This is a genomic window from Defluviicoccus vanus, from assembly GCF_014672695.1.
In the GTDB taxonomy this organism is placed as follows: domain Bacteria; phylum Pseudomonadota; class Alphaproteobacteria; order Rhodospirillales; family Defluviicoccaceae; genus Defluviicoccus; species Defluviicoccus vanus.
The window spans coordinates 3,595,926-3,619,645 of the sequence record NZ_CP053923.1 but is presented as its reverse complement, the minus strand read 5'-3'; the positions used below and the strand labels follow the sequence as shown (position 1 = coordinate 3,619,645).

Below are 23,720 nucleotides of genomic sequence, written 5' to 3'. Positions count from 1 at the left end.
ACGTTTCCGCCCGCCCCCGCTCCGCTCGCAGCACAAGGACGACCAACGCAAAAAAAACGGCGACGGCGAAACCGGCGACGCCGCCAAGAATAATTTCCGGGCCGATCATCAATCCCGGCTGCGGTAGCGACAGGGCACTCATAAGCGCCAGCTTGCCGAAGCGGCAACGAGAACGCAAACTTCCGTCGGCGGCCGATCGGTGCCGCGCGGAGGAGCGGGCAATGCGGGCTCTGTGGCGTCTTGGACGAGCGGTGTGTCTTGGCACGATGTACCTTGGTTCGGTATGTCTGGGAGCGGGGTTCTTTCCGATGGCGAGCACGGCTGCGAGCGAGGTGACGGTGCCGGCGACGGCGCGCACGTGGCTGCAGCTCACCGCCTATGACGACGGCGTCGCGTTCGTGCGTGAGCGCCGCACTGCCGATCTGCCGGCGGGGCTGTCCGAAGTCGCCCTTGAAGGCGTGGCGCCGCGGCTGATCCCGGCCAGCGTCATCGTCACCAGCGACGACGCACGCGTTCTCGGCGTCCGTTACGATCTTGCGGTGTTATCGCCGGAGGCTTTGCTGCAGAAATTCATCGGCAAGGAGGTGGGCGTCATACGCACCAATCCGAAAACCGGCGAGGAAAGCCGCGAACGGGCAACGGTGCTGACAACGACCGGCGGTCTCGTCCTGCGCTTCGCCGACCGGATCGAGACCGGGCGGCCGGAGCGGCTGGTCTTCGACGCGGTTCCCCCGACCNTGCGGCTGCGACCGACGCTGCTTGCCAACATCGACGCCCCGACCGCCGGGCGGCGTCCGGTGGATCTCAGCTATCTCGCCGGCGGCGTCGATTGGAGTGCCGATTATGCGCTGACGTTCGATCCGGTGCGCCAGCGCCTCGCCGTCAATGGCCGGGCGATCCTCAGTAATGCCAGTGGCATCGGCTTCCCTGAGGCGAAGGTGGCGCTGGTGGCCGGCGAAGTGAACCGGGAGGCGCCGCCACCGGCACCGCGACCACGCGCCGCAGCGAAGGCGGACATGGCCATGGCCGCCGCCCCTGTCCCCGGCGCCCCGGAGCGTGAGACGCTTGGCGATGCGCACCTCTACGTGCTGCCGCTGCCGATCACCCTTGCGGATAACGAGACCCGGCAGATCCCGCTGTTTGCCACCGCTGAGGTGCCGGCACAAGTGGTCTACGTCAGCACCGGCAATCCCTATCCCACCGCCGCCAGCGACGGTGTCGAGCGCAGCCATCCCACCTTGCAGATCAGCTTCGTCAACACCAGCAGCAAAGAGGGCGAGCGCAGCGACGCGGGGCAAGGACCTGGCGTACCACTGCCGGCAGGGATCGCCCGGGTGTACGTCGCCGATTCCAGCGGTTCGCCGCGACTGATCGGTGAGGACAAGATTGAGCACACGCCAGTGGGCGAGCGGGTGGAACTGGAGCCCGGCAAGGCTTTCGACATCACCGTCAGCCGTCGGCAAACGGCCTTCAACCGCCTCGATGCCGCCCAGAGCCTGTATGAGGCCACCTATGCGATCACGGTGAAAAACGCCAAGGACCGGACGGCAGACGTCCGAATTCGTCNNGAATCGCTGCCCGGTGACTGGCAAATCATCACCGAGAGCACCCCGCATCAGAAGGTCAGTGCCAACAGCGCCGTCTGGCTGTTCAGCGTGCCAACCGACGGCGAGGTGGAACTGAGCTACAAGGTGCGCATCCGCCTCTGATGACGTCCGCTTCTGATGTACCGAACGGCGACGCGCATGCTGCCGCTTGACGCCGTGCGTCCAGGCCCCTTTATTTCAACGATGCAAGCGCAACTCAGACTTACCGCCGATGCCTGATCGTTCAATCCTCATTGTTCCCGATGTCCGCCTGAAACAGCCGGCGGCCGCCGTTGGTTGTGTCGATGACGCAGTGCGTCAACTGATGGACGACATGCTCGCGGCCATGTATCGGGCAAGCGGCATCGGCCTCGCGGCACCGCAGGTGGGCATCCTGCAGCGTGTCATCGTCGTCGATGTGTCAGGCCCCGACGAACCGGGGCAACCGATGCGCTTGGCCGACCCGGAAATTCTCTGGCACTCGGGCGAGCGATCGACCGGCGAAGAGGGCTGCCTATCGCTGCCCGACCAGTTCGCCGAGGTAACTCGGCCGGCGCGGGTCCGCGTTCGGTATCGCGACGAGCACGATCAGCCGCAGGAAATCGAAGCCGACGGTCTGCTCGGCAAGTGCCTGCAGCACGAAATCGACCATCTGAACGGGACGCTGTTCGTCGATCACCTGTCGTCGCTCAAGCGCGGCATCATCCTGCGCAAGCTGACAAAGGCGAAGCGGCAGGTGGCGGCGGCCGAATGAGGCCGGTGACCATGGCTGCTTGCGGATGAACGGCGACGAAGCCGGCGCCCGCGCTGCAGCTGCGCCGCTCACCCTCGCCTTCATGGCCAGTGCCGAGTTTTCGCTGCCGACGCTGGCCGCGTTGCTGGCGGCCGGCCATCGGTGCGCGGCCGTCTACACCCAGCCGCCGCGACCGGCCGGGCGGGGCCATAAACCGCAGCTGTCAGCGGTGCACCGCTTTGCCGCCGAGCATGGCCTGCCGGTGCGGACGCCGACATCACTGAAGACGGCGGACGAACAAGCAAGCTTCCGCAGCCTCGGCCTCGATGCCGCCATCGTCGCCGCCTATGGCCTGATCCTGCCACAGCCGATTCTCGATGCCCCGCGGCTGGGGTGCCTCAACGTGCACGCCTCGCTGCTTCCCCGTTGGCGCGGTGCGGCACCAATTCAACGCGCACTGCTCGCCGGCGATGACGAAACCGGGGTTGCCATCATGCAGATGGACCGCGGCCTCGACACCGGCGCCATCTTCCGCGTCGAGGCGGTGCCGATTACAGCGACGACCACGGCGGCCGAGTTGCATGATACCCTCGCGGCACTGGGGGCACGGATGATGGTGGACGTACTTGCGGGCGTCGCCGCCGGCCGGCTGGAGGCACAGCCACAGTCGGCGGAGGGCGCGACCTATGCCCATAAACTCGAACGCGACGAGGGCCGACTCGATTGGACCCAGCCAGCAGCAGCGCTTGAGCGCGCGGTGCGAGCGCTCAATCCCTGGCCGGGCGTGTGGTTCGAACACGCGGGCGAACGGATCAGGGTCCTGGCCGCGGCCATCGGTGCGCCGACCACGCTGCCGCCCGCAGCGCTGCCACCTGGAACGGTCATCGACGATCGGCTGACCATCGCCTGTGGTGAGGGATCACTGCGACTGTGCAAGCTGCAGCGAGCCGGCCGGGCACCGATGCCGACCGATGCGCTGTTGCGCGGTTATCCACTGCCGGCGGGAACCCGCTTCCGTTGATGGCGGCGTAAGGCACGCAGCGCCGTTACGCAACAATCCTAACCGCCGCCGCGGCACCAACGCCGCCGAGCAGGCCAAGCGAGAGGACGATGCCCCGCTATCGCCTGACTGTGGAATACGACGGCTCTCCCTTCGTCGGCTGGCAACGCCAGGATAACGGCCCTTCGGTGCAGGCGGCGCTGGAGGCGGCTGTCGCCCGCTTCTGCGGCGAGCGGCCGGCCATCGTCGCCGCCGGGCGGACCGATGCCGGCGTCCATGCCTGGGGCCAGGTAGCGCATCTGGATCTGGTGCGGCCCGTAGCGACGGCAACGCTGCGCGACGCCGTCAACTTCCATCTGCGCCCGGCACCGGTCGCGGTGATCGACGCGGCAGAGGTCAGCCCCGACTTTCATGCCCGCTTTTCGGCCACCGAGCGCTGCTATCGCTATCGCATCCTGAACCGGATGGCGCCACCGGCGATCCGCCGTGGGAGAGTCTGGTGGGTGCGCGCTGCCCTCGACCTCGGCGCCATGGCCGAGGCCGCGTCGATCCTGGAGGGTGCGCACGATTTCACCACGTTTCGCTCCACCATGTGTCACGCGCCATCGCCGGAGAAAACGCTCGATCGCCTGCGGGTGGAGCGTCGCGACGACGAAGTGCTGATCGAGGCGCGCGCGCGTTCGTTCCTGCACAATCAGGTGCGGATTCTCGTCGGTACCTTGCGCCTGGTGGGAGAGCACCGCTGGCCGGTTGAACAAGTCGGCATTGCCCTTGCCGCCCGCAATCGTGCCGCTGGCGGACCGACGGCACCGCCGGACGGTCTTTACCTGGTCAGTGTCCGCTACTGAACGTTGGCTGCGTGGATCAGCGTCGCCTCGATCGTCGCCGCAACGCTGCCGATCGCGTAGCTCAGCAGCAGATCGACCGCGACGAAGGCAGCCGCCACGAACGGCGGGATGGCCAGTGCCGTCCGGGCGATGAACCAGACGTAGGCCAGGAGATAACTGGTGGCAACCAGCCAGATCAGTTGCGCCGCCTGCAGCGAGATGAGTTCAGCGCCGGTGGCGATGATGATCGATGCAATCATCGCATGCTGGATAACCGTCGACCAATTGTAGGCAGTCAGGTAGGCAATCAGCCGATCGCGGCACCGCAGTCGCCGGCTGAGCCATTCCGCCGCCACCGGATAGGCCACCCAGGAGACCACATAGGCGACGATTTCCACCAGGGCGAAGCCAAAGCCCCTCGGCACTCCCGCCGTATCATCAAGTGGCATCATCAGCGACAGCGCGTAGAGCGGTGCGACGATCACCGCAGCGAAAAATGACCGCCAGAAGCCGGCAAGTGTGGTGGTAAAGGAGGCGAGGCCTCGCGCATCGAATCGGGCCAGCCGCCACGCCCCGTAGAGCGAGGCAACGATCTCGCTCAGACCAGGCATGTCCCACGCCGATCGAAGTACGCGTGCAGCATGGCGCGATAGATGGCGGTCAAGGCGAGGATATCGTCGAGGGCGACATTCTCGTCTACTTTGTGGGCGGTTTCGCCCGGCATGCCGAATTCAACCACGGCGCAATAATCCTTGATGAACCGGGCATCTGAGGTGCCGCCAGAGGTGCTCAGTTCGGGTTTGCGGCCAGTGACGCGGCGAATGGCCGCCACGGTCAGTTCGGTTAAACGATCGGGCTCGGTGACGAAGGCTTCACCTGAACATTCGGTGCGCAGCGTGTAACGTCCAGGGATGCTGTCGCAGCGCGTCGTCAGCCACTCCCGCAGCGAGCTGGCGGTGTGCAGGTCATTGAAGCGAATATTGAATTGGGCATGCGCCTCGGCTGGAATGATGTTGGTGACGCGATTGCCCACGTCGATCGAGGTCATCGTCAGTGTCGATGGCTGAAAATGGGCGGAACCGGTGTCGAGTGGTTGCTCGGTCAGTGCCTGCAGCATGCGCAGCAGACGCGGGATCGGATTATCCGCCCGCTCCGGATAAGCGGCATGCCCCTGAACACCCTGCACCGTAAGCCAGCCATTCATGCTGCCGCGGCGACCGATCTTGACCATTTCACCCAGAATGCGCGGGTTGGTGGGCTCACCGACGACGCAGGCGTCCAGTTGCTCGCCGCGTGCGGCAAGCCATTGCAGCACCTTCACCGTGCCATTCACCGCCGGCCCCTCCTCGTCGCAGGTGAGCAGGAGGCTGATCGAGCCATTCAGGTTGCGGCCGCGCTCGTCGAGGAATGCGGCCACCGCGGCAATGAAGCAGGCGATCGCCGCCTTCATGTCGGTGGCGCCACGTCCGAAAAGGCGTCCGTGGGCGATCGAGCCGGCGAAGGGGTCAACACTCCATGCTTCCCGGAGGCCGGGTGACACCACATCCACGTGGCCAGCGAAGCACAGATTGGGCGCTTCGCTGCCAAGGCGAGCGTAAAGGTTGTCCACCTGCTGCGGTCCTGCCTCGCCGAAGAGTAGGCGGTGGCAGATGAATCCCAGTGGCTGCAGAACGGCTTCGAGCGCATCCAGCGCCCCCGCCTCAACAGGCGTGACACTTTGGCATCGGATCAGGGTTTGCGTCAGTTCGACCGGGTCAACCACGGCGGATCATTCCGATTCGGCAGGAACGGCGACACGCCAGGAGCCGCCGCAAGGCCGGGCGTTCCACCCGACGGCGCACATGCGTCATGAGGGATAGGCCCCATTCTGGGGAAGGGGTGCCCACTCTGGCAAGCATTGCCGTGGTGATCGCCTGCCTGGTCGCTCAGTCCCGCAGGAGTTCGTTGATCGATGTCTTGGCACGGGTCTTTTCGTCAACCCGCTTGACGATGACGGCGCAGTAAAGCGAGGGAGCGGGACGGCCATCGGTGAAGGGTTTACTCGGCACGGCGCCTGGCACCACCACCGAGTACGGCGGCACCTCACCGTAATAGACCTCGCCAGTGGTGCGATCGACGATGCGGGTCGAGGCACCGATAAAGACTCCCATCGCCAGCACCGAGCCCTGGCGGACGCGCACGCCTTCGGCAACCTCTGCCCTGGCGCCGATGAAGCAGTCGTCCTCGATGATGACTGGCCCCGCTTGCAACGGTTCGAGCACCCCGCCGATCCCGGTACCACCGGATATATGGCAACGTCGGCCGATCTGCGCGCAGGAGCCCACCGTCGCCCAGGTATCGATCATCGACTCAGCGCCCACGTGCGCGCCGACATTGATGAAGCAGGGCATCAGTACCACGCCGGGCGCGATGTAGGCGGAGCGGCGGACATGGCAGCCGGGGACGGCGCGAAACCCCGCCGCCGCAAACCGCTCGGCGCTCCAGCCGACAAACTTCGGCGAGACCTTATCGTACCAGGAACTGGGCCCCGGTCCCCCNTCTACCGGCAGCGTCGGCGACAGGCGGAACGACAGCAGGACGGCCTTCTTCAGCCACTGGTTGACCCGCCAGTCGCCATCCACCGGCTCGGCGACGCGAAGTTTGCCACTGTCGAGCAATTCGAGCACTTCGTTGACGGCGTCGCGCACCGGACCGGTGGACTCTGGTCCAATCTCGCTCCGCAGCTCCCAGGCGGCATCGATGGCGGCTTCGAGCGGGCTTTTCATTGTTGACTGACCTCGTCCAGCGGCGCTGTTTTCATTTGTGCCGAGACCATGCGAGACGCGGCTCGCGCTGTCAATCCACGGAACCATCGGCCGTATCCTGGCCACTGGCAACCGTGACCGCGGTGACTGCCTGCAGCCAGTCGCGCAGATCGTCCGCCACATGATGGATGTGATCGCCGTCGCTGCCCATCTGGCCGTGCTCCGACAGGGTCCGCACCCAGACCGTCGTCATCCCAAGTTCCGCTGCCGGGCGAAGATTCAACGCCATGTCTTCCACCATCACCGCATCGCGTGGATCGATGCCAAACTGGTCGATCAGCGCGTGATAGGCGGCCAACGTCGGCTTCGGCCGGTAATCGGCGGCGACGATGTCGAAGATGCCGGTAAAGTGATGGCCGATACCGAGCCGATCGAGCACCCGCTCCGCATGCCGGGTGGTGGCGTTGGTGAAGATCAGTTTGCGCCCGGACAACTGCCGCAACGCCTGTTCCAGGACGACATCGGCTTCGAGCAGGCTCAGATCGATGTCGTGCACATCGGCGAGAAACGGTGCCGGGTCCATCTGGTGGTGATTCATCAAGCCACGCAGTGACGTGCCGTAGGTGTGGAAGTAGTCCTTCTGCAAAGCGAAGGCGGCGGCCTCATCCATACCGAGGAAGGCGGCGATATAGGCACGCATGCGTTCGTCCATCTGCCGGAACAGACCGATGGTGCAGGGATAGAGCGTGTTGTCCAGGTCGAAGATCCAGGTGGCGCAACGACGTAGCTGCGCATACGCGTCTTCGCTCCCAACAGACTGCATGGATGGGCGGCTCACCATGCGCTGAGGTGTGACGCGCTGACGCCGAAACGGCAAGCCTCCTTATGCGCCAATCCGCGAAAGGCGCGCGTCACAGCCTGTTCGGCGTCGTTCGTCAGGCCGTGATCGCCATGCCGTGATCGGCAGACCGTGATCGTCCGGCCGCGCGTCTTGGGCGGGTGCCGGCACAACGAAAGGCGCCGGCACCGGCCGCTCAATCGGCCTTGACCAGCGTTCCAGCACCGTGGGAGGTGAACAACTCCAGCAGCAGCGCGTGCGGTACCCGTCCGTCCAGGATCACCGCACCTTCCACCCCCTGCGAAACCGCATCGAGGCAGGTTTCAACCTTCGGAATCATGCCGCCACTGATGACACCCTCGGCAATCAGCCGTCGGGCCTCGGTTGCGGTCATTTCACCGATGAGTGCACCCTCAGCATCGAGCACGCCTTCCACGTCGGTCAACATCAATAACCGCTTGGCGCTAATTGCTGCCGCGATGGCACCTGCCGCCGTATCGGCGTTGACGTTCAACGTTTCGCCGTTGGCGCCAACACCGATCGGCGCGATAACCGGGGTGATATCCGATCGCTCGTAGAAGCCGAGGATGTGCGGGTTGACCTCGGTTGGCTCACCAACCAAGCCGAGATCGAGAATGCGCTCGATATTCGAGTTGGGGTCACGCTTGGTCCGACGCAGCCGCTGCGCCCGCAACAGATTGGCATCCTTGCCCGACAGGCCGACGGCAAGCCCGCCCGCAGCGTTGATCGCAGCAACGATGTCCTTATTGATGGATCCGGCAAGAACCATCTCCACCACTTCGACGGTTTCCTTGTCGGTTACCCGCAAGCCGTCAATGAACTCGCTCTTGATCTTCAGGCGATCGAGCATGCGGCCGATTTGTGGCCCACCGCCGTGCACCACCACCGGGTTGACCCCCACTTGGCGCAACAGCACCACGTCGCGGGCAAAGCTCTGCGCCAGACCTGGATCGCCCATGGCGTGGCCACCGAACTTGATGACAAAGGTGGCGCCGGTGTAACGGCGCATATAGGGCAAGGCTTCGGATAAGATCCGCGCCTGTGCCAACCATTCTTCGCGGGTGTGTTGTCGAGTTTCAGTCATGGCCGGACTGTACGCAGCAGACGCCGATTTTCCAGCGTTAATTTCGCCACTTGAGGTTATGGCGCGACGTCGGCAGCGGTCGCTGCCGGCGGCCGCCAGTCGGCGAGACTGGCAAGCACCGCGCGCAGCTCGGCAACGCCGGCACTGGTGCGCGCACTGGACGCCAGCACCTGCGGATGCAATGCCGTATGCACGGCGCGAATATCGGCGACACCGTTCATCGCCTGCGCCAGTTCGCCCATCGTCGCCTTGTCACTCTTCGTCAGCACCAGCTGATAGGAGACCGCCGCCTGATCGAGCATGGTCATGACGCGACGGTCCAGATCCTTCAGGCCGTGGCGCGAATCGATCAGCAGCATTACCCGGCGCAGCGACGGGCGGCCAACCAGATACGCCTCCACCAGACGCGTCCAGTTGCCGACGGCCTCTTTCCCCGCCGCGGCGTAGCCGTACCCGGGCAGATCCACCAGCATCATCACGCCGGCAAGTTCGAAGAAGTTCACCTGCCGAGTGCGGCCGGGGGTGTGCGAAGTGCGGGCAAGGGTTCGCCGCCCGGTCAGCGCGTTGAGCAAACTCGACTTGCCGACGTTCGATCGCCCAGCAAACGCCACTTCCGGCAAGCCAGCCGCCGGGAGTTGCGCCACCGTGGCAGCCGCGGCGACAAACTGGCAGGACTGGGCGCACAGGTGTCGCCCCCGCTCCAGGTTTGCCGCCAGCGCCCCGTCAGCCGCCGGGTCTTCCGCAGCCGATGCCATCTGGCGTTCCTCGGTCGGCAGGTCCGTCACCGCCGCTTCCTCCCGCCGCATGCCACCCTCGCCACGGTCCATCGTGGCCACGTCGGCTGTCCTACACCTTCGCTCCCGCGCGACGCATGATCACCCACTGCTGGATAATGGACAAGGTGTTGTTCCACGACCAGTAGATAACCAGGCCCGCTGGAAAGTGTGCGAGCATAAAGGTGAAGACGACGGGCAGCGCCATGAACACCTTAGCCTGAATTGGGTCGGGCGGTTGTGGATTGAGCCTTTGCTGCAGGAACATCGTCAGGCCCATGATCAGTGCCCAGGCGCCGATCATCAGGAAGTTTGGCGGCGTCCACGGGATCAGGCCGAACAGATTAAAGACCGAGGTGGGATCAGGCGCCGACAGATCCTGAATCCAGCCGAAGAAAGGTGCATGACGCATTTCAATGGTGACGAAAAGCACCTTGTAGAGGGAGAAAAAGACCGGGATCTGGATCACGATCGGCAGGCAGCCGGACGCCGGGTTGACCTTCTCCCGCTTGTAGAGGGCCATCATTTCCTGGTTCACCCGCGTCCGGTCGTCGCCGAACCGTTCGCGCAGCTTGACCATCTCCGGCTGCAGCTTGCGCATCTTCGCCATCGACTGGTACGACTTGTTGGCCAGGGGAAAAAACAGCAGTTTGACGAGGACGGTCAGCAGCAGGATGGCGACGCCAAAGTTGCCCACCCACTGATTGATGTGGTTAAGGGCGTAGAACATCGGGCGGGTGAGGAAGTAGAACCAGCCCCAATCGATGGCGAGATCGAAGCGCTTGATGTCGTATTCACGCGCATATCGGTCGATCAGGGTCACGATCTTGGCGCCGGCGAACAGCTTGCTTCCACTCTCGATCGTCGCTCCCGGCTCCACCGTTTGCTGCGCCCCGATAAAATCAACCTGGTATTGGTTGATGTTGTTCGGTCGCTGGTGGACGAACCTTGCGTCGACAGGGNNCGCCTGTTGATCGGGAATGAGCGCCGACATCCAGTACTTGTCGGTGATGCCGATCCAGCCACCGGTGGTCTGATGCGCAACCGTCCCCTTCTTCTGCAGGTCCTTGTATGACACCTGATCGAGGGTACCGTTGAAAACCCCGAGCGGCCCCTCGAACAATATGAAGTAACCACTCACCGGCGGCTCGCCGAACCGCGCCACCAGGGAATAAGGCACCAAGGTCACCGGTGCGCTGCCCCGGTTCTCCACCGATTGCCTGATCGTGAACATATAATAATCGTCGACGGCGATCGTCCGCCGAAAGATCAGGCCGCTGCCATTGTCCCAAGTCAGGGTCAGTGGCTTCTGGTCCGTCAGTTCGTCGCCGTCGGCGGTCCATACCGTATCCGGTCCGGGAACCGCGACCGCGCCGCCCACGGGTACCCAGCCGGTTTCGGCAAAATAGGCATCCTGCGCGCCCAACGGCGAAAACAACACGATCTCGGGGCTGTTGGGATCAAGGGTCTCGCGATACTGCGCCAGCGTAATGTCATCAAGCCGCCCGCCGGTCAGCGCGACCGAGCCGTGGATGCGCGTCGTATTGATACGAATGCGAGGACCGCTGCGCTTCACCAGATCGGCGCGAGAGAGGACGCCGGGCGCCGCTGCGGCGCCTGACAACGCCGATGCGCCTGGCGCCCCTGGCCGCTGCACGCCGACGCCCTGCCCGGCAGGCACTGCCGGCGTTCCCGGCGCTGTCGCTGCCGCCTTATCGGCCTGCTCCGTCTGCTCAGGTGCCGGTGGCTTGGGAAAGAAGTGGTTGTATCCCGCCTGGAAACCGAAAAGGATCAGGAGCGAGATGACGACGGCCAGAAGAAGATTTTTATTATCGGTCATACGTGCGTTCCAGGTTTACCGTCGTCCGCCCCGGCAATCCCCGCAGGTGGACTCAACAGCCAGTGGCGATCCAACCCCCGCTGAGGTCGTACCGGCCCGCCGCAAATCCGCGTTCGGGACAGTTCGGGAACCGGGTCATGCCCGCAGTCACCCCAGGGGTGGCAACGCAGCAGTCGGCGCAGCGCCAGCCATGCCCCTCGTAGCGCTCCGTGACGCCGCACGGCTTCGAGCGCATACGCGGAACAACTGGGGTAGAAGCGGCAAGAGGCGGGCAACACCGGGCTGATCCCATAGCGGTAAGCCTGGATCAGCGCCAACAGAACTCCCTTCGCCGGCGATATCACCGGACGGCTCCGGACGGCTTCCTCGCGCGCGAAAAGTTGGAACGGCGCCCACCGCCGGCATGCAGCCGCGCCAGGGCTCGCTCAAGGTCTTCCACCAGCAGCGGAAACGGACGCTGGATAGTCTCGACGCGGCCAATCAGCACGTAGTCTACCCCCGGCAGCGCGCTCGTCGGCAACACGTGATCGGCCGCGGCACGCAACCGGCGACGGGCGCGATTACGCTTCACCGCATTGCCGACCTTGCGGCTGACGGTAATCCCAAGCCGGGACGCCGCCTCGTCCGTGGTCATGCCGTCACCGTTGTCCCGCCGCCGCATCTGCAGCACCAAGCCGTGGGTGGACCACACGTGGCCGTCGCGCGCGACCCGCAGATATTCCGCCCGACGCTTTAGATGCGGAAGTCCCAACGCACTCGTGCGTCACGCCGACAGGCGCTTACGCCCCTTAGACCGCCGTGCGGCCAGGACGCGCCGCCCGCCGACCGTGGACATCCGCTGGCGGAAGCCATGTCGCCGTTTACGAACGATCTTGCTCGGCTGAAAAGTGCGCTTCACGTCGACTCTCCTGAATTTAAGAGCGAGGCTGTATACGGTCTCACCCAGGCCGAGTCAATCGTACCGCCGCGACTTGGTGTGCCGCAGTGACCCGTCCGCCCTGCCCTGTCATCCCTCCGGCAGGCGAAATCGCCAGGGCGGAATGTTTCGCACCGTCACGGAATGGTGAGCCGTCGTGTATAGCTAATATCGACCGTAGATCGCTATCTTTAACAATCGTGGATGATCACCCGAAGTTACCTGGCGAAGCCGGTGCGCGCGCCGCGCCGCCGCCACAACAGCCGCAGGAAACACCGTCCCTCTGGCGCATGCTGCCGCTTGCACTCATGCTGNGCCGGGGTATCACCTGCATCGCCTTCGACCTGCAGGACTATCTGTCGTTGTCGACGCTACGCGATCACCGGGAACTGCTCTTGGGCTGGCGCGAGGCTCACCCGGTTGTGGCGGCGATGCTGATTTTCGTCATCTATACCGCTGTCGTAGCGTTTTCCTTGCCGGGCGCCGTCTGGATGACCATCGTGGCCGGCTTCCTCTTTGGGCCCCTCGTCGGCTCGGTCTATGCGGTCGTCGCGGCCACGGTTGGGGCGACGATCATATTTCTCACCGCCCGTTATGCCTTCAGTGGGTTTCTGCGCGGCAAGGCCGGCGGCGCTATTGCCTTGATGGAAGCCGGGTTTCAGCGCAACGCATTCAGTTACATGCTTTTTCTCCGCCTAGCGCCACTTTTCCCCTTCTGGCTGGTCAATCTGGTGCCGGCGTTTCTTGGTGTCAGCCTGCCCATCTTCTTCCTCGGAACGTTGCTCGGCATCATTCCCGGCAGCATTGTCTACGCTTTCGTCGGTAGCGGTATCGGTGCCATCATTGATGCCGGCAGCGAGCCGGATTTGGCGATTGTTTTGCGCCCGCCTGTTCTGCTGCCGCTGTTGGGACTGGCCATCCTCTCCCTCCTCCCGGTAGCCTGCCGACATCGACGGTACCGTATCGAGAAGGCGGCCGCACGGCAGGACAGTCGTCAATGAATTCCGNCGATCCAAGCGGATATTTGCGTCATCGGCGCCGGCTCGGGCGGTCTCAGCGTTGCCGCCGGCGCGGCGCAGATGGGAGCGGTAACGGTCCTCATCGAGCGCGACCGCATGGGCGGCGACTGCCTCAATTATGGCTGCGTGCCATCCAAGTCGCTGCTCGCCGCAGCACAGGCGGCGAGCCGGGCATCCCGTGCCGCTGCCTTTGGCATCGACCTTGCGCCCCCCCGTGTCGAGGCGGCACGCGTGCAGCAGCACCTCCGGACGGTGATCGCAGCGATTGCCCCACACGATTCGGTAGCGCGGTTCGCCGGCCTCGGCGTCCAGGTGATCCATGCCGACGCCCGCTTCATAGGTCCCAGGGACGTCATCGCCGGTACGAGCGTGGTCCGCCCCCGGCGGTTCGTCATCGCCACCGGCTCGCGGCCGGCCATCCCGCCGATTCCTGGCCTGGCAGCGACGCCCTTCCTGACCAACGAATCCATCTTCGATCTGCAGCTGGTACCGGCGCATCTCGTCGTCATCGGCGGCGGACCGGCGGGCGTCGAAATGGCACAGGCGTACCAACGCCTTGGCGCCCACGTCACCATTATCGAGACGGCGGCGCTGCTCCCGCGCGACGATCCCGAGTTGGTGGCGGTGCTGCGGCGGCGGTTGCGTACCGACGGGATCGAGGTGATCGAGGGGGTTGAGGTGGAGCGGATCGAGGGTGACCCGGGCCTGATCAGCGTCCACATCGTCGACGACGGACAGGCACGACGAATCGACGGCTCACACCTGTTGATCGCCACCGGACGCCGGGCGAACGTCGAAGGGCTCGGCCTCGCCACCGCCGGTATCGACTATACGCCGCAGGGGATCGACGTGGATGCCAGGCTGCGCACCCGCAATCGCCGCGTGTTCGCCATCGGCGACGTGATCGGCCGCGATCGCTTCACCCACGCCGCCGCTTACCACGCCAGCGTCGTCCTCAAGAATGCGCTGTTCCATTGGCCGGCAAAGGCCGATCATCGCGCCCTGCCCCATGTCACCTACGGTGAGCCGGAGCTGGCTCAGGTGGGCTTGACCGAGTCCGCGGCAACCGCACGCGGTCTGACCTGCCGCGTTCTCCGCGCCGCCTACGCCGACAACGACCGGGCCCAGGCGGAGCGGCAGACGGAGGGGATGGCGAAGATTATCGTGGCACCGACAGGACACATCCTCGGCGCCGGGATCGTCGGCGCCCATGCCGGCGAGTTGATCCACCCCTGGGTGCTGGCGATGCAGCAGCGGCTGAAGATCGGCGCGATCGCCACCATGCTCGCCCCCTATCCGACCTTTGGCGAGATCAACAAGCAGGCGGCCGGCCGCTTCTTCGCCGACTGGCTGTTCCGTCCCGCCACCAGACGCATCGTCCGCCTGCTCGCGCACCTCGGCTAATCCACCTCGGCTACGCACCATGCTCGCTAATTGCTACCTATGGCAGCGGTTGCGCTATACTCCCGAAACTATGGAGAAAACACCGCACGAGCGGCAACACTGGTCAATGGGACTGTCCGCACGGCTCCTCGCGCTGACGGCTGCCTTCGTCATGCTGGCAGAGGTGCTGGTCTTCGTTCCATCGATTTCCCGCTTCCGCCTTGATTACCTGCAGGACCGCATTGCCAAGGCCCACCTCGCCGTCCTGGCACTGGAGGCGGCCTCCGACAACCGGGTCGGCGAAAGTCTGGAGAGCGAACTCCTCTATCATGCGGGCGTACGCGCGGTGGTGCTCAAGGCGCCTGACCGCCGGATGCTGATGCTTAGCAGCCGCGTCCCCGAGGCCATCGACCTCACCTCCGATTTGCGCCATGAGACGTTCGTCAACTGGATCGGCGATGCCCTCTGGACGCTGCTACAGCGGCATAATCGGGTCCTCCGCGTCATCGGTCCCTCGCCGCGCCAACCGGATGCCACGATCGAGGTGCTGCTTGATGAAAAGCCGCTGCGCGAAGCCATGTACGCCTATTCATGGCGAATTCTTGCTCTGTCCTTGATTATCTCGTTCATTACTGCCTGCCTCGTTTTCGTCAGCCTGCAGCTGCTTCTGGTTAAGCCGATGCGCCAGATCATCGAGAGCATCATGCATTTCCACTCGGCTCCGGAGGACGCGACCGCCGCCATCCGACCACTCGCCCGCAACGACGAAATCGGCCGCGCCCAGCGTGAACTGGCGGCAATGCAGCGCGATTTGCGCCTGGCCTTGCTGCAGAAAACGCGCCTGGCGGCACTGGGGACTGCCGTGGCCAAGATCAATCACGATCTCAAGAACACACTGGCGACGGCAGTGCTCGCCTCGGACCGGCTCGCTGCCATCGACGATCCGGAGGTGCAGCGGCTGGTGCCGCGGCTCGTTGGCGCCATCGATCGGGCCATCGACCTGTGTGGGCGGACGCTCGACTATGTCCGCAGCGAGCAACCGGTACTGCATGAAACCCGCATCAGCCTCAGGGCGCTGCTGACCGATGTTGCCGATTCGCTGCAGGCGTCGGCGCACGACGGCAAAGGGCTGCAGCACATCGACGTGTGCGTCGATTCGGTGGCGCTGACTGCTGACCGGGAACAGCTCTATCGCGTGTTCATGAACCTCGGGATCAACGCCCGGCAGGCTGGTGCGACGACACTGCGGTTCGAAACGGAACCGCGGCACGGCGGCCCCGCGATCCTGGTCCGCGACAACGGACCCGGCATCCCCGAGTCCGTGGTCACGCGACTGTTTCAGCCGTTTGCCTCAGGTGCCATCAACGGGAGCGGCCTTGGCCTGGTCATCGCGCGCGAAATCGTCATCGCGCACGGGGGAAGTNTGACCTTGGCGACAACCGGCAAGGACGGTACCACCTTCCGCATCGAGTTTCCTGGCCATCGGCTGCGCAAAGCCAGCTGAAAGCCCGACACGCCTCTCAGCTGCTGTCAGCGCTCACGCTTCGCCGGCGTCCTCGCCGCATACCCGCATCACCTCGCAACGGGCGCCGCGATAGTCGGTCTTGCCGCTGGGCAGGAGGGGAATTCGATCGGCGATGACGATCCGCCGTGGCAGCATCAGTTCGGCCATGCCCGCTTGGCGAGCAGCACTGAGCAACTGGTCGCGTGAGACCGTGGCTGCCGTTGTCAACAGCACCAGCTGTTCGCCGCGGCGGGCATCGGCGAGAGCGACCACGGCGTGCTGCGCCTCTGGCCACACCCCCCCGNNCGCCAAGTCCTCGACCGCCGCCAGCGACACCATTTCCCCGGCCACCTTGGCGAAGCGTTTGACCCGATCGAGGATGGTAACAAAGCCCTCGTCGTCGATCCTGACCACGTCACCGGTGTCGTACCAGCCATCTTGCGGCGGTTGCAGCACGCCCGGTGCGTCCGCCCGTAGGTAGCCGAGCATGATGTTGGGCCCCTTCACCTGCAGCAGCGACCCGGAGGCGAGGCCCGGCACGGCGTCCGTGCGGTACTCCACCGCCGGCAGGAACCGCCCCGCTGTCCCCGCCTTGTAATAAAGCGGCGTGTTGACGCTCAGCACCGGGGCGGCTTCGGTCGCACCGTAGCCCTCGAGAATGCGGATGCCGAACTTCTCGGCCCAGGTGGCGCGGGTCTCGGCTTGCAGCTTTTCCGCCCCGGCAAACACATAGCGAATGGAATAGAAGTCATAAGGGTGAGCAACGCGAGCATAGCCAGCAAGAAACGTATCGGTGCCGAAAAGGATCGTCGCATTGGTGTCGTAGACCAATTCCGGGACGATCCGATAATGCAGCGGTGTTGGATAGAGGAAGCAGCGAACTCCCGCGGTCATTGGCAGCATCAGGCCGGCGGTCAAGCCGAAGGCATGAAAGAGTGGCAGCGCGTTGAACACCGTATCGGTGGGCAGAAAGTCAACGCACGTCCTCAGTTGGCGGCAGTTGGCGAGGATGTTGTGGTGGCTGAGGACAACGCCCTTGGGCAACCCTTCCGTGCCCGAGGTGAACAGGATGACGGCGGGCTGGTGCGGATCGCTAGCGTGGCGACGGTGAATCGCGCTCGCCCTGAAACGCGCCAGCAGGCCGCGCAGCCGTTCGCCGGGGCCGATCGCGTCGCGAATATCATCCAAGTAGACGACGCGGACGACGGGCTCAAGCGCGGCCACCACGCTTTCCAGCCGGGCGCGATCGACAAAGCGACGCGACGTCAGCACCACTTCAAGGCAGGCGGTGCGACAGGCAGAGACTACCGCCGCTGCCCCGGTGGCAAAGTTGAGCATCGCCACCGAACGGCCAAAAGCCTGCAAGGCGAAGAAGGTGACGGCTGTTCCCACCGCGTTCGGCAGCAGCAGGCCCACCGGGTGGCCGGCACGCGTTATCGCCGCCAGACGACGACCGAGGACGAGACTTGCGACCTCCAGGCGGTGATAGGTGAGCGAGCGTTCCAAATCCTGCACGATCTGCCGCTTACCGCCATAGGTGCGACTGGCATCGAGAAGGGCCCCAAACAGGGTCTGGTGGCGATCGCCGGTGTGGAAAACCATCTCCGCCATGATGTCGTAGAGCTGGCGTCCGGCGACACGGCGTCGTGCCCGTCCCTTCAAGGCATCGCTGATGTCGAGACGGGTCGGCGGCAGAATGGTGATGCGGATCTGCGGAAACCAGCGGAGCCTGACCTTGCCCTGTAGCCGGGAGAAGGGGGTGAACTGGGCACCATCGATGCGGATCGGCAGGATCGCCGCGTCAGCATGGTCGGCAACCACCCCTGGCCCCTCGTACACCTTCATCAGGGCGCCGGTCTGGGTGATCCGCCCCTCGGGGAAAATGACACAGCGACGCCCCTGGCGAACCAGGTGGATCATTGTCCGGGTGCTGATGGGGTTGGTGCTGTCGATACGGAACACTTCGACCATGCGCAGCCATGGCCGTACCCACCACAGCTGGGCGATGTAGGGGTTGATGGCGAAACTGGGGCGGTCAGGCAACAGCGCCACGAGCAGTGGCGCATCGAGGTAGGACGTGTGGTTGACGACGATCAGCGTCCGCGGCCCCGCTGCCTCGTAGTGCTCCCAGCCCTTAACCTCGAGACGATAGAGCAGGCGAAACATGGCCGCACCGGCGCGGCGCAGCCAGTTTGCCGCCGTCTGCTTGAAATCCCCCATCCTTTGGTCCGCGTTATCGTTATGGCATCGAACGTGCTCCGATTATCGCAGTTTCGTTCCTGCCTCGTCCAGAAACAGCGGCAACCGTGGCGAACCCTGCTGGACGCAATGCCGCGATTTACCCCAGACGTTTCATACGCCAGCCGAGAGCGACGCAACCGGCGGATGACGCCGCGGACTGCGCTTGAACATGGCCAGCCCGACCCACGGCAACAGGTTGGTGCGTTCAAGCAAATGATGGATGAACAGCGGCCCCAACAGGCCGACCACAGTACCGGCGACGAGATGCAGGACAGGGACAGAGGAGACGCCCAGCTTGAGCAGGGCGATGCGCGTCGCCGAGCCGCAGATGGTGTGGAGGACATAGATCGTCATCGACGCGCGGCCCAGCACCTGCAGCATCGTGGCCACCGCGCCGTTGAGGGCCCTGGCGATCCACAACACCAGAGCGACTGCCACCAAGGTGGCAGGCAAGGAGATCCAGGCGATGCTGTCAAGGCCACTGATGCGACCGCTGCCGGCGGTGAAGGCGACAAAAGCCGCCGCCAGCAGGGCCGTGCCCCACGTCTCACGCCGCTCGACCCCAACCGGCCAGTCCAGTGCCCCCGATCGGCCAGCAGCATACCGATGACGAAGAACGGAAGCTGGTAGCAGGCATCACCGAGAATGCCGGGAGCGATAGAACGGCATGCGTAGGCCAACAGCGCCAAAGCGATGAGCAGGGGCTTATGCCGGTAGAGAAGAAGGGCCGCCAGCTGCGCCAGAAACAACGCATAGAGAAACCAGAACTGCATGAACGGCTTCCAGGCGATCACGAATAGATCACCCCAATGCACCACGTTGTTGGTGCTGCCGGCCATGGTGATCTGAATCGCACCTTGGACAAAGCTCCAGAGAAAATAGGGATATACCACCGTCTGGATCTTGGAGAGGAGAAAATGTTTGCTGCCTTTTTCGATGCTTCGGCCGACAAATAATCCGGAAAGAAAGAAAAACAAAGGCATATGGGTCAGAAACAAGGCGTAATTGACCCAAGCAAAGATGTCATCGTCAGGTGCAAGTCCAGCGGCCAAGACGCCCATCTGGACATGCGTATAAACGACAAGTGTAATGCCAATGCCTTTCGCGCAATCAACCCAGGCCAAGCGATCGTTTTGCATCACCAACATCTCCCTGCGGGCGATCTGGCCGTCGCCCCAATGCCGATCGGCCGCTCTCTGCCGCCCGGCAAACGCCAGCAGCGACGGCATAGCGGAGCGAGGCGGTCGTTGGCTGAGGCAGATGCAGTCAGGAACGGCTACGATGGCGATGGTATGCTGATCGCAGCGGCCGACGCTGTGCTCGGCGTCACAGCCCCGAGACGGAAGGCCGCGGGGTCGGAAGGAGCGAGGCGAGCGAACCCGAAGCGCAACGGATCCGCTCAATTCGCCCGCTTCCACTGGCCAGGAGTCGCCACTGGCTTCCGCGGTCAGGGAAGCTCGCCTCCTCCATCAGAGACGACCTCTTGGGCAGGCGACCTCTTGGGATCGAGGCCGCATCGAACGGCGCCTGCTAGCTGTCGTTGCCGGCCGCGGCGGCGACAGCGCGGGCAACAATCCCGTAGATGCTGAAGTCGGGAACGAGCCGACACGTTCCCTGCACCAGCGGCGTGAGGCCTTCAGACAGTTTCGCCCGCGCGCTCGGGGTGTTTTCGAACCGGTAGCCATAGTGATTGCCGGCAGTAACCGCGAGGGCGAACTGCAGGTCATCCTGCTGCGCTTTGCTCATCAGCGCATACTGATGGCAGGTCAGAAAGGCTGCGGTTTCGAAGGGGACTGGCGTTGCGACGGCAGTGCCTAGCGGCGGCAGGTTTGCCGCGCGGCGAACCGCCATCGAGGCCGTCGTTAGCAGGTAGGCGTTGGGATAGACGGTGCAGCCGGCGCGCAACATGGTGGCGATGTCATTGTCCAGGGCGCTCCCCTGGACGTAAGAGACGCCATAGGCAGCCGCAGCGCGCTCCACGAGGGCGAGAGTGAGGGCAACGCGACTCTCGCTCGGCATCGCCTGCGCCTCACGACAGGTGACAAATGACGCCTGGTCGAAGCTCATGCCAAGTTCCTGCGCACGGGCGGGAGCGCCCGGCAGCAGGAACGCAACAGCAAATGTCCCCAGTAGGCCTTGCAACAAAGGCTTCCATGTTCTCATGGTGCGACCTGTCAGTGTGCTATGTGGTTTAAAATAAGGACGCCCGGTACTTACCGGCCGACGGCTGAGCCACCGAGATAGCCAACAGCCCCGCCGATGAGCCCGGCCCCAACCGTCGTCGCCACGCCGCCGCCAGCAACCATGGCGATGCCCGACCCCAACGCGGCTCCGGCCATCCCGCCCTGCTGGCCCGTCGACATCCCCTCGCAGGCGGTTAGTGTGCCCACCAACATCAGCGCGCTCGCAAACGCGGCGAGCCTTGTGTCGCCGCACTTCGTTCGTAATGCCCGGTCCATAGTCCCTCCGCGAACCCACAGTTAAATCGAGTAAATTGAGTTAAGTTGCCGCCGCCGTGGATCGGCGACGGCTCTCCCATATCCATTAAATAAGAAGGAATAACTTCTTCGAAAAGTACAAGCTTACCGCCACCAGAACAAATGCTGCGCAAGCGCACCGGCGATGACAAGGTGAACATGGCTGGTAGCCCACAGACTTTTCATCCGCCCATCGCCAATGAACGATCGCCTCGGAACACGCATCCTTCCCGACCCGCATCTCCGAGATATCATCCGCGAGACGCGCATCCATTGTGTGGAAAGGCCTTGCACGGCGACGGCGAATGCCGCAGGTTTGCCCGCGGCTTAGGGAAGGGAGAAAGACCATGCCAAAGGATCTGGGGCGCTGGGTCGTGGGACTGCTGGCGGCGATCATTGGTTTAATCGCACTGTACATTGCGTCGAAAACCGAAGATGACGTAATGTATTACACTGGCATCTTCTTTTTTATCGGCACGGTTCTATTCAACTTTCTGCAAATAAAACAGGTCTTTGATCAGCAATCCGCCCATTAGCGCGCCACAGAACACGCGGATAGACGACTGGCAGCCGGACGTTTATTGCCGCTTTGCCCAGCAGCGTGAGCGTGCGGCGAACGATCTGCTGCAACGGATCGAAGACGTCGATCCTGGCGTGATCGTCGATCTGGGCTGTGGGACCGGCAGCATCACCCGCCGCCTTGCCGGACGTTGGCCGTTGGCGAGAGTGGTTGGCGTGGATGCGTCACCGGCAATGCTGGCGGAGGCGCGAGGAATTCCCTCTTCCGTCGAATGGGTCGATTCGACCATCGACGACTGGACACCGGATGGCCCGATCGATCTGGTGTTTTCCAATGCTGCCCTGCAATGGCTCGACGATCACGCCACCCTACTCAACCGTCTTGTCGGCTGGCTCTCGCATGGCGGGGTGGTGGCGATACAGATGCCACGCAATTTCGACGAACCCTCGCACACCGCCATGGTGGAGACGATCGAGGCCGGGCCATGGCGTAACAGACTGATTCCTCTCGTGCGCCGCCGGCCGGTCGCCCGCCCGGACTGGTACGCCGACCTGCTGCTGCCGCTGGTGCGCATGGTCGATATCTGGGAAACCGTGTACTGGCAGGTGTTCGAGGGCGAGGACCCGGTGGTAGCCTGGACCAGCGGCACGGCGCTGCGACCGCTGCTGGCTGCCCTCGATACAAACGAACAGGCGCACTTTCTTGCCGACTACGGCGCGCGCGTTGCCGCCGCCTACCCGATGCGCAGCAGTGGCGTCACCCTGTTTCCGTTTCGCCGCCTGTTCATCGTTGCCCGCCGCTAGATACTGCCGGCGACATCCTCGCCGGCAGGTTCGCCTTGGCCCGGATGGGTCTTGCTCAGAGAGTGGCGACGAGTGCGGCCATGTCGGCCGGGCTGCCGACGGCAGTCCCGCTCATTCGCTTGTCGATGCGGCGCGCGAGACCAGACAGCACCTTGCCGGTGCCAATCTCCAGTAGTTCGGTGACCCCGGATTCAAACAGGTAAAGCACGCTCTCCCGCCAGCGAACCATCCCGGTGACCTGCTCGACGAGGAGGGCGCGGATCCGGTCCGGCGCGGTCACGGCCGAGGCGGTGACATTGGCCACCAGTGGCAGCGACGGCACGCCGATCTGCACCTGCGCCAACGCGTCTGCCATCACGTCAGCGACGGGCGCCATCAACGGACAATGGAACGGGCCGCTCACAGGCAGCATCACGCTCCGTTTACCGCCACGCAGCGCAGCAATTTCGACGGCGCGCTGCACGGCGACACGGCTGCCGCTGATCACCACCTGGCCCGGCGCATTGTCATTGGCGGCAACGCAGACCGCCCCGTCGACGGTGTCGCGCGTCGCCTCGCGGGCAATCTCATGCGCAACATCGAGTTCGATCCCAATCAACGCCGCCATCGCCCCTTCACCCACCGGCACCGCCCGCTGCATGGCAAGGCCGCGAATGCGCAACAGTCGTGCGGCGTCGGCGATGCTGAAGCTGCCGGCAGCAGTCAAAGCGGTATATTCGCCAAGGGAATGACCGGCAACGAAGCGGCCGAGTTGCTCGACGCCGATGCCATGTTCCTCGCGCAACACCGCCAGCACCGCCATACTCACCGCCATCAACGCCGGCTGCGCGTTCTCGGTCAGCGTCAGTTCGTCCTGCGGACCCTCCGCCATCAACCGCGACAACGGTTGATCGAGCGCGTCGTCGACCTCCGCCAGCACACGGCGGGCGGCCGGAAACGCCGCTGCAAGCTCACACCCCATGCCGACTGCCTGCGAACCCTGCCCAGGAAACACGAGGGCACGTCGCTGCGCGGGGGTTTCGCCTGTAGCATCCGCGCCGGCAGCGCGTTGACGGGTCGCTTCTAGCGTGGCCATGATCAAACTCCTCTGGATCTGACGCACCAAGCATTGGGCACAGTTAGGGGATAAGGGGGATAAGCCCGAAGAGGCCTTCGCCTAGCCTTTGCAGCAGAAGGATGCCGGCCGAGAGGACGCTGCAAAAGCGCCTGTGAACCAGCGACCCGAAGCGATGGAAACTCGGGACAGTAATCAACATGTTAGTCGCCCGCTTAGCTGCCCGGTGGGGCGAAAGCAACAAAAAATGACGTTGATATGACTCCCGCGCGGCTCGCTAACAATCGTTGGCTCTGTTTTCCATTGCACCGTCCATAGGTTGCGTGCAATGGCGGCCGGTGCATTCCCGCCATGTTT

At 64.2% G+C, this 23,720-nt stretch carries 24 protein-coding genes and 1 pseudogene; 9 read left to right on the top strand and 16 right to left on the bottom strand.

Annotated elements, in window-relative coordinates; genetic code table 11:
* Positions 1-221 precede the first annotated feature (221 nt).
* The 4 genes from HQ394_RS21315 to truA all read left to right on the top strand — a co-directional run bounded on the left by HQ394_RS21315 (position 222) and on the right by truA (position 4,167).
* Entirely contained in the window at positions 222-1,709 is a 1,488-nt protein-coding gene (locus HQ394_RS21315; protein WP_456151452.1) for a DUF4139 domain-containing protein, read from the top strand.
* Positions 1,710-1,818: 109 nt separating this feature from the next.
* Positions 1,819-2,340 (top strand): peptide deformylase, encoded by a 522-nt coding sequence (gene def / locus HQ394_RS16460; protein WP_190261125.1) that lies wholly within the window; start codon positions 1,819-1,821, stop codon positions 2,338-2,340.
* 25 nt (positions 2,341-2,365) lie between these two features.
* Positions 2,366-3,340 (top strand): methionyl-tRNA formyltransferase, encoded by a 975-nt coding sequence (fmt, locus tag HQ394_RS16455; RefSeq protein ID WP_190261124.1) that lies wholly within the window; start codon positions 2,366-2,368, stop codon positions 3,338-3,340.
* Positions 3,341-3,429: 89 nt separating this feature from the next.
* Entirely contained in the window at positions 3,430-4,167 is a 738-nt protein-coding gene (truA, locus tag HQ394_RS16450) for a tRNA pseudouridine(38-40) synthase TruA (protein WP_190261123.1), read from the top strand.
* Here the strand turns inward: truA and HQ394_RS16445 are convergent.
* The 10 genes from HQ394_RS16445 to rpmH all read right to left on the bottom strand — a co-directional run bounded on the left by HQ394_RS16445 (position 4,161) and on the right by rpmH (position 12,344).
* Complete coding sequence (locus tag HQ394_RS16445) at positions 4,161-4,757, bottom strand: hypothetical protein (protein WP_190261122.1); 597 nt, start codon at positions 4,755-4,757, stop codon at positions 4,161-4,163. The two genes, truA and HQ394_RS16445, sit on opposite strands and share 7 nt — an antisense overlap.
* Complete coding sequence (dapE, locus tag HQ394_RS16440) at positions 4,745-5,908, bottom strand: succinyl-diaminopimelate desuccinylase (RefSeq protein ID WP_190261121.1); 1,164 nt, start codon at positions 5,906-5,908, stop codon at positions 4,745-4,747. The genes HQ394_RS16445 and dapE overlap by 13 nt, the downstream gene beginning before the upstream one ends.
* 163 nt (positions 5,909-6,071) lie before the next feature.
* Positions 6,072-6,911: a 2,3,4,5-tetrahydropyridine-2,6-dicarboxylate N-succinyltransferase gene (gene dapD, locus HQ394_RS16435; RefSeq protein ID WP_190261120.1), complete on the bottom strand. Its 840-nt coding sequence runs from the start codon at positions 6,909-6,911 to the stop codon at positions 6,072-6,074.
* A gap of 70 nt (positions 6,912-6,981) precedes the next feature.
* On the bottom strand, positions 6,982-7,713 hold the full coding sequence (locus HQ394_RS16430; RefSeq protein WP_190261119.1) for a pyrimidine 5'-nucleotidase: 732 nt from the start codon (positions 7,711-7,713) through the stop codon (positions 6,982-6,984).
* 211 nt (positions 7,714-7,924) lie between these two features.
* Positions 7,925-8,833: an acetylglutamate kinase gene (gene argB / locus HQ394_RS16425; RefSeq protein ID WP_190261118.1), complete on the bottom strand. Its 909-nt coding sequence runs from the start codon at positions 8,831-8,833 to the stop codon at positions 7,925-7,927.
* 56 nt (positions 8,834-8,889) lie between these two features.
* Positions 8,890-9,588, bottom strand: a complete 699-nt coding sequence (gene yihA / locus HQ394_RS16420; RefSeq protein ID WP_190263361.1) for a ribosome biogenesis GTP-binding protein YihA/YsxC — start codon at positions 9,586-9,588, stop codon at positions 8,890-8,892.
* Between the two features lie 91 nt (positions 9,589-9,679).
* Positions 9,680-11,446 (bottom strand): membrane protein insertase YidC, encoded by a 1,767-nt coding sequence (gene yidC, locus HQ394_RS16415; RefSeq protein ID WP_190261117.1) that lies wholly within the window; start codon positions 11,444-11,446, stop codon positions 9,680-9,682.
* Positions 11,443-11,790, bottom strand: a complete 348-nt coding sequence (gene yidD, locus HQ394_RS16410) for a membrane protein insertion efficiency factor YidD (RefSeq protein ID WP_223291660.1) — start codon at positions 11,788-11,790, stop codon at positions 11,443-11,445. Before yidD ends, yidC begins: the two co-directional genes overlap by 4 nt.
* Positions 11,787-12,197 (bottom strand): ribonuclease P protein component, encoded by a 411-nt coding sequence (rnpA, locus tag HQ394_RS16405; protein WP_190261116.1) that lies wholly within the window; start codon positions 12,195-12,197, stop codon positions 11,787-11,789. The genes yidD and rnpA overlap by 4 nt, the downstream gene beginning before the upstream one ends.
* 12 nt (positions 12,198-12,209) lie before the next feature.
* Entirely contained in the window at positions 12,210-12,344 is a 135-nt protein-coding gene (rpmH, locus tag HQ394_RS16400; RefSeq protein ID WP_190261115.1) for a 50S ribosomal protein L34, read from the bottom strand.
* A gap of 308 nt (positions 12,345-12,652) precedes the next feature.
* Between rpmH and HQ394_RS16395 the strand changes: the two genes are divergently transcribed.
* From HQ394_RS16395 to HQ394_RS16385, 3 genes are all read left to right on the top strand, one after another.
* Positions 12,653-13,363 carry a TVP38/TMEM64 family protein gene (locus HQ394_RS16395; protein ID WP_190263359.1) on the top strand — a complete coding sequence of 237 codons (711 nt, stop codon included), beginning with the start codon at positions 12,653-12,655 and terminating at the stop codon, positions 13,361-13,363.
* Positions 13,364-14,785 carry a dihydrolipoyl dehydrogenase family protein gene (locus HQ394_RS16390; RefSeq protein WP_190263358.1) on the top strand — a complete coding sequence of 474 codons (1,422 nt, stop codon included), beginning with the start codon at positions 13,364-13,366 and terminating at the stop codon, positions 14,783-14,785.
* 19 nt (positions 14,786-14,804) lie between these two features.
* Positions 14,805-16,268 (top strand): sensor histidine kinase, encoded by a 1,464-nt coding sequence (locus HQ394_RS16385; protein ID WP_190261114.1) that lies wholly within the window; start codon positions 14,805-14,807, stop codon positions 16,266-16,268.
* 33 nt (positions 16,269-16,301) lie between these two features.
* Here HQ394_RS16385 and HQ394_RS16380 read toward each other — a convergent pair whose 3' ends face one another.
* The 5 genes and pseudogenes from HQ394_RS16380 to HQ394_RS16360 form a co-directional block, all read right to left on the bottom strand.
* Entirely contained in the window at positions 16,302-18,434 is a 2,133-nt protein-coding gene (locus HQ394_RS16380) for an AMP-binding protein (protein WP_190263357.1), read from the bottom strand.
* Positions 18,435-18,620: 186 nt separating this feature from the next.
* Complete coding sequence (locus HQ394_RS21310; protein ID WP_407644755.1) at positions 18,621-19,037, bottom strand: hypothetical protein; 417 nt, start codon at positions 19,035-19,037, stop codon at positions 18,621-18,623.
* Positions 19,038-19,090: 53 nt separating this feature from the next.
* Positions 19,091-19,648: pseudogene (locus tag HQ394_RS16370) on the bottom strand (acyltransferase family protein); the annotation flags it as partial.
* Positions 19,649-20,039: 391 nt separating this feature from the next.
* A complete protein-coding gene (locus tag HQ394_RS16365; RefSeq protein WP_190261111.1) occupies positions 20,040-20,576 on the bottom strand; it encodes a hypothetical protein in 537 nt (178 codons plus the stop codon).
* Between the two features lie 146 nt (positions 20,577-20,722).
* Positions 20,723-20,905 carry a complement resistance protein TraT gene (locus HQ394_RS16360; RefSeq protein ID WP_223291655.1) on the bottom strand — a complete coding sequence of 61 codons (183 nt, stop codon included), beginning with the start codon at positions 20,903-20,905 and terminating at the stop codon, positions 20,723-20,725.
* A 428-nt stretch (positions 20,906-21,333) separates the two neighbouring features.
* Between HQ394_RS16360 and HQ394_RS16355 the strand changes: the two genes are divergently transcribed.
* The gene (locus HQ394_RS16355; protein WP_190261109.1) at positions 21,334-21,522 is read left to right on the top strand and encodes a hypothetical protein; all 189 of its coding nucleotides are present in this window, start codon (positions 21,334-21,336) and stop codon (positions 21,520-21,522) included.
* Positions 21,500-22,309: a methyltransferase domain-containing protein gene (locus HQ394_RS16350; protein WP_223291654.1), complete on the top strand. Its 810-nt coding sequence runs from the start codon at positions 21,500-21,502 to the stop codon at positions 22,307-22,309. Before HQ394_RS16355 ends, HQ394_RS16350 begins: the two co-directional genes overlap by 23 nt.
* Positions 22,310-22,364: 55 nt before the next feature.
* On the opposite strand, the gene fabD is transcribed toward HQ394_RS16350, so the two are convergent.
* On the bottom strand, positions 22,365-23,384 hold the full coding sequence (gene fabD / locus HQ394_RS16345) for an ACP S-malonyltransferase (RefSeq protein WP_190261108.1): 1,020 nt from the start codon (positions 23,382-23,384) through the stop codon (positions 22,365-22,367).
* Positions 23,385-23,720 lie beyond the last annotated feature (336 nt).